This window comes from Heyndrickxia coagulans DSM 1 = ATCC 7050 (assembly GCF_000290615.1).
Lineage (GTDB): Bacteria > Bacillota > Bacilli > Bacillales > Bacillaceae_C > Weizmannia > Weizmannia coagulans.
On the sequence record NZ_ALAS01000050.1, the window covers coordinates 1 to 11,954 of the forward strand.

Annotated in this window: 8 protein-coding genes and 1 pseudogene; 6 read left to right on the forward strand and 3 right to left on the reverse strand. The window is 48.0% G+C overall.

All coding sequences use genetic code 11. The annotated features are described in order from the left end of the window. The 4 genes and pseudogenes from IC21_RS01640 to IC21_RS01660 all read left to right on the forward strand — a co-directional run. Positions 1-613: pseudogene (locus tag IC21_RS01640) on the forward strand (hypothetical protein); the annotation flags it as partial. Positions 614-949: 336 nt separating this feature from the next. After that, positions 950-2,224, forward strand: a complete 1,275-nt coding sequence (locus tag IC21_RS01650) for an MGDG synthase family glycosyltransferase (protein WP_029142159.1) — start codon at positions 950-952, stop codon at positions 2,222-2,224. Then, the gene (locus IC21_RS01655) at positions 2,200-2,940 is read left to right on the forward strand and encodes a polysaccharide deacetylase family protein (protein WP_029142160.1); all 741 of its coding nucleotides are present in this window, start codon (positions 2,200-2,202) and stop codon (positions 2,938-2,940) included. The genes IC21_RS01650 and IC21_RS01655 overlap by 25 nt, the downstream gene beginning before the upstream one ends. Positions 2,941-3,016: 76 nt before the next feature. Further along, a complete protein-coding gene (locus IC21_RS01660) occupies positions 3,017-3,523 on the forward strand; it encodes an undecaprenyl-diphosphatase (protein ID WP_234969635.1) in 507 nt (168 codons plus the stop codon). A 268-nt stretch (positions 3,524-3,791) separates the two neighbouring features. On the opposite strand, the gene IC21_RS01665 is transcribed toward IC21_RS01660, so the two are convergent. Continuing rightward, positions 3,792-5,285 (reverse strand): catalase, encoded by a 1,494-nt coding sequence (locus IC21_RS01665; protein WP_029142162.1) that lies wholly within the window; start codon positions 5,283-5,285, stop codon positions 3,792-3,794. Positions 5,286-5,489: 204 nt separating this feature from the next. Here IC21_RS01665 and IC21_RS01670 point away from each other — a divergent pair, with 204 nt between their 5' ends. Then, positions 5,490-6,521: an EAL domain-containing protein gene (locus IC21_RS01670; RefSeq protein ID WP_029142163.1), complete on the forward strand. Its 1,032-nt coding sequence runs from the start codon at positions 5,490-5,492 to the stop codon at positions 6,519-6,521. 175 nt (positions 6,522-6,696) lie between these two features. Here IC21_RS01670 and IC21_RS01675 read toward each other — a convergent pair whose 3' ends face one another. Beyond that, positions 6,697-9,861 (reverse strand): efflux RND transporter permease subunit, encoded by a 3,165-nt coding sequence (locus IC21_RS01675; RefSeq protein WP_029142164.1) that lies wholly within the window; start codon positions 9,859-9,861, stop codon positions 6,697-6,699. A gap of 245 nt (positions 9,862-10,106) precedes the next feature. Continuing rightward, positions 10,107-10,262, reverse strand: a complete 156-nt coding sequence (locus tag IC21_RS16640) for a lmo0937 family membrane protein (RefSeq protein ID WP_014097513.1) — start codon at positions 10,260-10,262, stop codon at positions 10,107-10,109. A gap of 124 nt (positions 10,263-10,386) precedes the next feature. Between IC21_RS16640 and IC21_RS01680 the strand changes: the two genes are divergently transcribed. Then, positions 10,387-11,826, forward strand: coding sequence for a phospholipase D family protein (locus IC21_RS01680; protein ID WP_029142165.1), 1,440 nt, complete (start codon positions 10,387-10,389; stop codon positions 11,824-11,826). Positions 11,827-11,954: the final 128 nt, after the last annotated feature.

Consider the following 11,954-nt stretch of genomic DNA (forward strand, 5'->3'; position numbering starts at 1 on the left):
ATGGGCATATATTTATCTGACAATATTATATTTCTGGTGGTGTTCTATTTGCATTGAAAGAAAAATTGTTAACATCGCAAAAAGCTCGAACAATAAAACGCTTGACAGTATGATTTTTGCCGCTGTCATGCTTCTTGCCCTCTGGTTTTTCCGGCTTTCCGCAAGCCTGCTGTTGATTGTGTGCACTGTTTTGTTCGGCTTAATCGCGCAAAAACCGCTTTTTTCCGGGATCCGGTCCTTCTACACGCGGCCCGGAAGGATGATCATTACCGGCTGCCTGCTGTCGCTTGTCGTCCTTGCGCTCAGTCTGTTTTTGACGATTACGGTGGTATTAATACCGGTTGTCCTTCTGTTATCCCTTGCTGTTTTTGTATCCCTCCTGGCAGGGCTCGTGTTTCTTGGCAGGGAAATCGGCAGCACCTTTGACGTTTTAAACGGCAGTCAGGAATGGCTGAAATTGTTAACGGGCGTGACCATCCTGGTTGCCCTTTGCAGCATCCCGCTGGTCGGGGAAGTCATTTTCCTGATTTTGTTCTGGTACTCGATCGGGCTTTCGGTCACATGGCTATTTCAAAAATGGAGAAACAGGAAAAAACGTGCGGACGCAAAATAAGCGGCCGCATGTTTTTTCGTGAATACCCGGCTACTTTTTTTTCATCCGGGAACTGGGCAGATCCCGATGAAAAAACAGGGAAATGCCAAAACGGTGTTTTTGTTTCCGGAAAAAAGTCTTGCATTGTTTCAATTTTTCGCAACAAATTTTTACAGTATTTTTCAAAATACGTTTAAATGGAAGAGCAGGAAAACAATGGCCGCAAATTTTTATCGCCTGTAAATGAACTTTTCTTTTTCCCTCAAAGTCTATTGTATTGTATCGAAAGGAAGCCGCATGAGAAAGAGAAGCGGCGCGTTTCCTGTAAACAGACCGAAAAGCAGAGGGGAAAAGAAAATGGCCAACAAGAAAAAAGACAAAGTGTTGATATTAACAGGCGCTTTTGGGGAAGGGCATTTGCAGGCCGCCCGGGCAATTGAACAGGCGATGAAAATTCGTTCCCCAAAAGCAGACCCGGTTGTCGTCGATTTCATGGAATGGGTCCATCCCGCATTATGCCCGGTCAGCCACTATGTTTATATGAAAGGTATTGAAAAATTCCCGAATCTTTACGGGTATCTGTACCGTAAAACGTATGGAAGGAATGCCCTGTCGAAAACATTGACCGGCTTATTTTCTACAGGGATGAGAAAGACACTACGGATGCTCGAAACGATACGCCCGTCCGTCATTGTCAGCACCTATCCTTTTGCGTCTGCCATGATTTCAAAATTAAAGGAATACGGGCTGTCCGATATCCCGCTCGTCACCGTCATTACTGACCATACACACCACAGTTCGTGGCTGCATCCGTACACAGATCATTATGTCGTCGGTTCGCATATGTTGCGCCGGCAGCTGATCAGGATCGGCATTCCTGGCCGGAAAATTTCCTGTACAGGGATCCCGATCAAACCGAGTTTCCTGAAACCAGTGAACAAGCAGGCTTTATACAAAAAATACAGCCTCGATCCGGCGTTGCCGGTTGTGCTTGTCATGGGCGGCGGGGAAGGCCTGTTCGGGGACGGGCTGTTCACGGCTGAAAAACTGGACGCGGTGCCTTTCCGCATGCAGCTGTTGATCGTGTGCGGGCATAATGAAAAACTGCGCGCCCGCCTGATGGATGATCTGAAAGGGACGAAACACAAGGTTTTCGTGCTCGGCTATATTGATTATGTGTGTGATTTAATGGCCGTCTCGGACGTCATGATTACGAAACCGGGCGGCGTGACAACTGCGGAAGCATTGGCCATGGAACTGCCGATGATTTTATACAAAGCGTTGCCGGGCCAGGAAGAAGATAACGCAGCCTTTTTAACACAAGCAGGCGCAGCAGTTGAGGCACCAGATGAAGGAACGTTAATCCGGTGTTTAGCCCGCCTGAATGAAAACAGGGCACAGCTTGCGAAGATGAAAAGAAATACGCTTTCGATTCAGAACAGGGAAGCCGCTTTTCGGGTGCTTTCCGTTATTGACCAGGCAAAATATGCGCGGCTCATTCACTCGCCTGATCCGGAAATGCCGGATACCGCGCACGGAAAGTATGCAAGGATGCGAAAAAAGGCTTTGCTTGTGCATGAATCTCTGGATGAAAGGAGCGGCACGGTGTGGAAGTCATCATCTGGGTATTGATTTTATTGCTTTTCATATATGCTATTATTCCATATTTTTTAGCGGCCAAACTCGGTTTCTGGGTATGTTGGAAAGGAAAAAAAGATGCGGAGATTGCGCTCACCTTTGATGACGGGCCGGACCCGGTATATACGCCGGTACTGCTTGATCTTTTAAAGCGGGAAAGAATTAAGGCCACTTTCTTTCTCGTCGGGGAAAGGGCGGCCCGGTACCCGGAAATCGTTTTGCGCATGTCGCGTGAGGGGCATTGTATCGGCCTTCATAATTATAAGCACCAGTGCAACTGGCTGATCAGCCCTTGGAAAAATGCACGCACGCTTGAGCAGTCGGCACAAATTATTGAAAATATCACCGGGGAGAGGCCGGTTTTTTACCGCCCGCCGTGGGGGATGATGCATCTGCTGGACTTTTTTCTGCACAAGCAGTTCTGCATGGTGCACTGGTCGAAAATGTTCCGTGATTGGAAGAGAAAAGGCGGTTCGGAAAAAGTTTCAAACGGTCTGATCACCCGGGTGGAAAGCGGTGATGTGATTTTGCTGCATGATTGCGGCGTCACGCCGGGCGCAGATGAAGATGCCCCGCAGTATACAATTGAAGGTTTGCGGGTTGCCATCCCGGCATTAAAAGCGCGCGGCTTCCGGTTCGTGCGGATGGACGAGATGTTTGACAAACATTCTTCTATCAAAACCAGCCATAGAAGAAAGGAAAGAAAATAGAGCCATGAATGAGAATGCCAGATTGTTTTTTATGGTCCACAACTTGTCAGGGCATGACAAATTACTGGATGGCATCATGATTTTTTTTACACAGGATGCCTTGCCGCTTTTTGCCGCTGTTTTATTGATTGTGTGGTTTTTGGGCAATGATAAAATGAAAAATATGGTGCTTTATGCCGGGATTGCCGGGATTGCCGCTTTGCTGGTCAATTTTTTGATTACGCTTGTTTATTATGAACCACGGCCATTTACCACGTATCATACCAGCATTTTAATTCCGCATGCGGCCGATGACTCGTTTCCGAGCGACCATGCGACAGGCACGTTTGCAATGGCTTTCGCCTTATGGGTGCGGAACCGGAAACTCGGGTCAGCGATGATTCTCTGTGCCGTTTTGACCGGCATTTCCCGTGTATGGGTCGGGCACCATTATCCGGGGGATATTGCGGCAAGCATCATTGTTGCCTTGTTCACCGTATGGGCCATTCAAAAAATGAAAGGGTTGTTTGATCCGGCTTTTAGCATGCTGATCGGCTGGTATCATGACATATGCGCAAAATTTACAAAAAAAGGATATAAATGAACAATCACTCGAAAAGAGGGCGGGACACCATTTGGCACTGTGTCCCGCCCTTACCCTAAATCAATTAAAATGACGTTTGGGCACCGTTACTATTTGCGCCTCAACGTCTTTTTACATTTTATATCTATATAAGTGAACAAAATATTGCCGCGCTTTTGCCTGCTGCAAAAAGTCATCATCAGGCAAATTGGTGCCCGGGCTTTGCAAAAACTTAAGATCATTTTGTATCATGTGCATTTTAGCGTCACCGCAAACCTTTATCTGCCGGCTATTTTCTCGAAACAGCCGCCTCGACTTCGCTCATCGGAATACCAAGTGCGCGCGCGACGCCCTCGCCGTATGCCGGATCTGCATAATAACAGTTCGCAATATGGCGGAGCTGGACTTCTTTTGTCGTTCCCTGCATGCTACGTGCCGTGTTTGCAAACAGCCTGTGCTGTTCTTCCGCCGTCATCAGCCTGAACAATTTGCCGGGCTGTTCGTAATATTTGTCATCATCTTCACGGAAATTGTGATAGTCGGCTGTACCTAAAATATCGAGTGCCGGTTCTGCGTGTTCCTTGCTGTCTTCCCATTCGCCATAACTATTCGGGCTGTAGGAGACGGAGCCGCCTTCAGCCGGATTGAAAACCCGCATTGCGCCATCGCGGTGGTACGGATGGAAGTGTTCCGCTTTTTTCGGATAGTTGACAGGGATTTGCCAGTGGTTGACGCCTAACCGGTAACGTTGCGCATCGCCGTAAGAGAAAAGGCGGCCCTGCAGCATTTTATCCGGCGAGAACCCAATGCCTGGTACAATATTGGTCGGGGCGAATGCGGCCTGTTCGACTTCCGCAAAATAGTTTTCCGGGTTGCGGTTCAGTTCGACGACACCCACTTCAATGAGCGGAAAGTCTTTATGGTACCACACTTTTGTCAAGTCAAACGGATTATACGGCAGGTTTCTTGCCTCTTCTTCCGTCATCACCTGTATGTACATCGTCCAGCGCGGATAGTCGCCGTTTTCAATCGCTTCGTACAAATCGCGCTGATGGCTGTCACGGTCGCGGCCGATCATTTCCTGCGCTTCTTCGTCCGTGAGGTTTTTGATGCCCTGCTGTGTTTTAAAATGGAATTTGACCCAGACACGTTCGTTGTTGGCGTTGAACATGCTGTACGTATGGCTTCCGAACATATGCATATTCCGGTAGCTTGCCGGGATGCCGCGGTCGCTCATCGTAATCGTCACCTGGTGGAGCGCTTCAGGCAGCAGCGTCCAAAAATCCCAGTTTGCCTGCGCGCTGTGCATATTGGTGCGCGGGTTGCGTTTGACGACATGGTTCAAATCCGGGAAACGTTTCGGGTCTCTGAGGAAAAATACAGGCGTGTTGTTCCCGACAAGGTCCCAATTGCCTTCTTCTGTGTAAAATTTCATCGCTGTCCCGCGGATATCGCGTTCGGCATCCGCCGCGCCGCGTTCACCGGCAACGGTTGAGAAGCGGATGAACATATCGGTTTTTTTGCCGACTTCTGAGAAGAGTTTTGCCTTCGTATATTGCGTTATATCGTTTGTCACTGTGAACGTCCCGTACGCGCCGGAACCTTTTGCATGCATCCGCCGCTCCGGGATCACTTCCCGGTCGAAATGGGCCAGCTTTTCAATAAACCAGACATCTTCCATCAATAACGGGCCTCTTTTGCCGGCGGTTTTTGAATCTGTGTCATTCGGAACCGGGGCACCGAATGCAGTTGTCATTTTTTTGTTGTCTTTTTGATCACTCATCATGTTCCCACCTTTTGCTATTTGATATCTATATTATAACTGGTTCATTATAAAAATCAATATTTATTTATAATAAATTTAAAGTAAAGATTATCATATCAAAGGAGGACTAATAGAAGTGTGAGGGAAATGTGCTATTCATAGTAGCTTTGCCGGGCATTTTTTGGTATAAATAAGTTAAACGACTGGATGAGGATGAATCACATGCTGAATGAGAAGCCAAACCTGGAGAACGATGCATCTTTTCATATTCCGGAAAGCGGTTTATTATACATACAAAAAACGCAGGCTGTCATTGAATATATGACGCAGAAATCCTGTGTATACGAAGTTCTTTCGGAGTATTTAATGATTCCGTTTGAAGCAAAGGATACTTTATTTGATATCATAAAAGATATGCCCGAAACGGTTGATCTTTTCACCAGTGTCCATCCGTCCGGATCCGGATTTTCGACGCTCTCCCTGCCGCTTTCTCAATTGAAAGAGCGCATCCGCTATGAGATGCTCGTGAAAGTGATTATTTCCGACAGCCTGACAAGTTATTTTCAGCCGATCATCCGCATTCAGGACAACCAAATATACGGCTATGAATCTTTGCTGCGCACCCGTTTGCCGAACCGGAACATTCCCCCAGGCCTGTTATTTGATGCCGCCCATAAAACCGGGCTGCATTCGTTATTGGATTTGCGCGCTAGGGAAGCGGCACTGAAAGCCCGTGCTGAGAAACTGCCCCGCGGCGTGAAGAGCTTTATCAATTTTTTGCCCGCTTCGATTTATGATTACAAGTTTTGCTTGCGGCATACGTTCACTTTGATTGAACAGTACGATATTTCCCCCGAGGACCTTGTTTTTGAAGTCGTGGAAACCGAGAAGATCAACGATATCCACTTTTTAAAAAAGATACTCGGGATTTACCGTGATCTTGGCGTCAGCGTGGCGCTTGATGATCTCGGTTCGGGGTACGCAACGCTTGAAACTTTGAAAATCTTAAATCCGAACTATGTGAAAATCGACCGTTTTTTTATTTCCCATTGCGACGAGAATAAGGTCAAACAGCGCTTTTTGCAGGAAGTCATGAAAATTGCGGGAGAAACCGGCATTTATGTGCTGGCGGAAGGAATTGAACGCGAAGAGGAACTGCTCTATTGCAAATCGATCGGCATGCATTTGGCGCAAGGGTACTATATTGGAAAACCTGCCCCTGAACCTGCTGTAACAATGCTTGGGAAAAATTAGGACTTGCCGGGTTGTGCAGCAGCCATTTCTTGCAGCGTTTGCTAAAAAAGTGAATCTTCATGCGTTTACGGGGCTGGACCTAGAGGATAGGTCAGCTTTTTTTAATGCCTTTAGGGAACCGGCACCGTTTCCGTTCATGCAGAAAAAAGAGGTTGCCCGGGGGCAACCTCTTTTTTCATGCTTCTTCCGGATGTTTTTCTTTTTTCCTGAACTTCATTAAAAATTCGTAGACAACCGGGACGATGATCAAAGTCAGTAAAGTGGAGCTGGTCAAGCCGCCAATTACTGTGATGCCGACCCCTTTCGAAATGAGTCCGCCGCCGCCGTAGCCCAGAGCAAGCGGGATCAGGGCAAAGATTGTTGCGAAGGCGGTCATTAAAATCGGCCGCAGCCTTGTTGCGCCTGCTTCAAGCAATGCTTCGCGGGTGGACAGCCCCGCCTTTTCTTTATGCACCACCCGGTCGATCAGCACGATGGCATTCGTCACCACGATGCCGATCAGCATCAGGGCGCCGATCATGGCGGTGACGCTGATCGTTTCATGCGCCAGGAACAGGGCTATGAGTGCACCGATCACGGCAAACGGCAGCGAGAAAAGGATGGTAAACGGCGCGAGAGCCCCGCCGAATGTAATCACGAGCACAAGATAAACGATCGCGACAGCAGCCAGCATCGCGTAACCGAGCTTTGTAAACGAGTCATTGATGTCTTCCGTTACGCCGCCGGTTTCGACATGGATGTATTTTGGAATATCGAGTTTATCCACTTTGTTTTGGACTTGTTGTGTCACTTTCGCAACGTCAGCTGTCTTGATCTTGCCGGTTACACTGGCATAGATTTTGCCGTCCCGTTTTGTAACCGCATCCGGTGTTTCGCCTTTTTTCACGTCCACGACATCTTTTAGCGCTACTTTTGTGCCGAGCGGCGATGTGACTTTTTGATTGGTCAGGTCGCCAATATTGCCGTAATGCCCGGTTTTGTTCTGTTCATATACGTTTAATTCCTCTCCGCCTTTTTCAATGGTTGTCAGCACGGTCCGGTTGCCGGTTTGCGCAAGGCCGGTTCCGAGCTGGCCGGCTGTTAACCCGAGGGCGGCCAGTTTGTCCTGGTTGGCGACAAGCGTGTATTGCTGATACGTTTCGGAAAGGCTGGTTTCAACATTTTTCAAGTTGTCATTGTTTTTCATGACTTTTTCAATTTTATGGATGACCGGTTTGATTTCATCCAGATCATTGCCATAGACATACAACGTTAATTCATCATTCGACATGGACGCGAAGTCCTGTGATTTCCATGTCCCCTGGTCCGTTCTTTGTTGCAGAGCTTTGATGACCTTTTCCGGTTCGCGGTCGAAATTTTTGGTGCCCTGGTCATATTCGACAACAAAGATGGCGGAGTTGCTGTTTGTGCTGAAAGCCGACTCCCCAATGGAATACTGCACATTTTTTACATTTTTACGGTGGATTAAGTAATCCTCCGCTTTTCCTGTAATCTTCTTCACGTCGGAAAGGGTTTCCCCCGGTTCCGGCGCATAGGTGGCATACACGACTTTCTGGCCTTCGTTTTCAATAAAGCTGACGCCGATAAGCGGGATTAAAAACAGACTGCCGATCAGAAGCAGGCATGCGGTGCCGAACGTGGCCAGCTTATGGTTGAGCGACCAGTTCAGAATCCTTTTATAAAACAAAGCGAGCTTGCCGTGGCCTTCGTTCGTGGTCCGCGTGTTTTTCTTCAGCCCGTTCTTAAATAACGAATGGGCAAACATCGGCACCACCGTGATGGCCACAAGAAGCGATGCCAGCAGGGCAAAAATCAGCGTCAGGGCAAACGGCATGAACAGCTCCCCGACCATTCCTTTCACAAGTGCAAGCGGGAGAAAGACGATGACCGTTACGATCGTGGAAGACATGACCGGTTTAAAAACTTCAACCGTCGCTTCACGGATCAGCGCTTTTCCGCGCAGTTTTTCTTCCCGCAGCGTCAAGCGCCTGTAAATATTTTCAATGACGACAATCGAGTCATCAATAACGCGCCCGATTGCCACCGTCATGGCCCCAAGTGTCATCACGTTTAATGTGATGCCAAGCTGGTGCAAAATAATAAAAGCAACCAGCACTGACAGCGGAATCGAAATGACTGCGATAATGGTTGAACGCACATTCCGCAAAGACAGCAGGATGACCACAATCGCAAACACGGCCCCGATGATTGCTTTTTCAAACATCGTTTTGACGGAGTCTTTGATAGGTGTTGCCTGGTCTAAAATGGTGGAAATTTGCGTGCCTTTATAGTCCGCTTTAAACTGTGCGGCTTTTTTATTTACTGCATCGGCAACATTCACCGTGTTTGCATCCGGAGCTTTTGTAATCTGGATGCCGATTGAATCTTTCCCGTTCGTTTTTGAAATCGATTCATGCTTGCCGACAACTTTGATATCGGCGATTTCTTTTAACGCAACGGCCGGCATACCGGTGTTGGCTTGCGTTCCTGAAGCCTGTGCACCCGAGGCCTGTGTCCCTGAGGCTTGTGCAGCACCCGGGGATTGTGTCCCTGAAGCCTGTGCGGCTGCGGACGAAGCGGAAGCTGCACCCGTTTTCGGGGTGTACGGGATTTTCAGATTCTCAAAATGCTTCAGCGATTTCACGTTTCCATCGATTTCTACTGATTTGTTTTCTTTCCCGAAGTTGATGAGGCCGAGCGGTACCGAAACGTTTGAGCCCTGGATGGCCTTTTTGACTGTATCCTCATCGAGCCCCAATGCATTCAATTTGTCCTGTTTAAAGGCCAGCTGGACTTCCTGCACATACTGGCCGGAAGCCTGAACATCGGATACGCCGTCAATGCTCTGCAGTTTTGGAACAAGATCTTCTTCGACAATTTTCGTTAAGTGCTGGAAAGACCGGCTTTTGTCCGAGACACTTAAAGACAGGATCGGAAAATCATTGATGCTGATCCTTGTTACGGACGGCTTGTCAATATTATCCGGCAGGTCCACTTTTTCCAGCGCGTCCTGGATGTCTTTTTTCGCTTGATCCATATCCGTGCCATATTTATACTCAAGCTGGATCTGGGAATTGCTTTCCGTCGAGGAAGTGGAGACCGTATTGACGCCGGTGAGGTTTTTCAGCCGTTGTTCGATCGGTTGCGTTATTTTATTTTCGACTTCTTCCGGTGTGGCACCCGGATCAGAGGCTGTCACCAGCATGTATGGCGCGTCGATATTCGGAATGGTTTCCATTTTCATATTCATGCCGGCATAAATGCCCGCACCAGCCACAATGAGGGTCATCAGCCAAATGGCAAATTTGTTGTTCAGGCAAAACTGGATGGTCTTCTTCACAGTGTTTACAACACTCCTTTGTCTGTTCGTTACAGGGCCGGAGAAAAATGGGCGACCTATCTCCATAATAGTTATACCTTTAAACCCGGAAATGCGCCAGTATTTTCCGGTATGTTTTATAAATACAGGAGAGAATGGCAGTACTTGATGCATCGCTTAAGAAAAAATATTGGAAATGAAGGACTGCCTAAAAAAAGAAGGTTGAAGCCTTTGCGCCTCAACCTTCTTCCTATGTCATTAGCCTTTTACCGGCTGTTATTTCCACGCATGCCTGAAAAAATTTTAAACAGCAGCACAATTGCGGCGATGACAAGCAGAAGATGCACAAAGGCACCGGCAATGTGAAAAACGATGCCCAAAATCCAAAGTACGAGCAAAATCCCGATGATTGTCCAGATCATATAGCCTTTTCCTTTCTAAATTAAAGTACTTTTATGTTACCCGTTCCGTTGCTTTTCAAACTTTTGCTTGCATGTTTGCCGGGCATGCGGGTGGGGAAAGATACTGGGAAACGGGGGGATTGTAATGAAAAAAAGCGGAAAGAAATGGCTGTTATGCGGGTTCCTTGTCCTGCTTGCCATTTATGCGGCTGTGATGTTGTACCATACATATAAGCCGCTGCCAAAAGGGATTTCCTATGAAGGCAAAACATATACCGTCCATGATCAAGACATCCGTTTTCTTTCGGATTTAACATACCGGGAAAAGGGGACGGGAAAAAGAAAGGTGGAGCAGGCCGTCTATCCTGAAATTTACCGGATGATTGACCAGGCCCATCAATTTATCGTCGCGGATTTATTCCTTTTTAATGGCTACCATGATCAAAAGATGAAAGTGCCGCCGCTGGCTGAAAGGCTTGCAGACCGGCTGATTGCCAAAAAAGAAAAAGAACCCGGTGTCCGCATCATCGTGATCACCGACCCGATCAATACCTCCTACGGGTCCCATGAAGCCGGCATTTTAAAACGGCTCAAGGAACATGGCATTCGTGTGGTCTTTACGCATTTGGACCCGTTACGTGACCCGACGCCGCTTTATTCCGGTATTTGGCATATGTTTTTCCAGTCGTTTGGCCAGGGCGGGACCGGCTGGCTGCCGAACGCTTTCGGGGACAATGCACCGAAAATGACGCTCCGTTCGTACCTTGAACTTTTCAATATTAAGGCGAACCACCGCAAAACGTTTACGACCGAAAACGGCACGGTCATTGCATCCGGCAACCCGCATGACGCAAGCGGCTGGCATTCCAATATCGCTTTTCTTGTTAAGGGGCCGGTCATCCGTGATGTTCTGGAATCGGAGCAGGCGGCTTCCAATATGTCGGGCGGCCCGGAACTGCCGCAATATAAAGGGAAAGAGAGGGGAAAAGGCAGGATTGCCGTCCAGCTGTTAACAGAGGGGAAAGTTTACGGCCGGATCATGAAAGAAATCAAAGCGGCAAAAAATGGTGATTCGATTTCAATGGCAATGTTTTATCTGGCTGACCGGAAAGTGGTCCGTGCGCTTGAGGAGGCATCTTCCCGCGGCGTCCGCATCCGGCTTATCCTCGACCCGAATTTAAATGCGTTCGGGCATAAAAAAATCGGGCTGCCCAACCAGCCTGTTGCACAGGAACTCGTAAAGAAAACGGATGGAAAGATCAAAATCCGCTGGTACAACACCGGGATCGAGCAATTCCATCCGAAGCTGGTCTGGATTGAAAAGCCCGGCCGTTCGCTCTTTTTCGGCGGGTCGACCAATTTAACGCTGCGCAACCTGGGCGATTATAATTTGGAGACTGATTTATTTGTGAAGGCACCGAATGATGCGGCCATCACAAAAGATATCCGCCGGTACTTCGGGCGGCTGTGGAACAATGAAGATGGCACCTTCACTGTCTCCTACAAAAAACACGAAGGCTTCTCCACTTATTTGTTAAAAGGCCTTTACCGCCTTCAGGAAGTGCTGAAACTGACAACGTATTAAAAAAGCCCGGAAAGCCTTCCCCGGCTTCGGGCCCTTTTAGTCAAGTCCAGGTTATTGTGTAAATTTATGGGCAAATGTTTTCAACCACCCCTTCATTTTTTCGGCTTAACTTCCATGGGTTTTTTTCT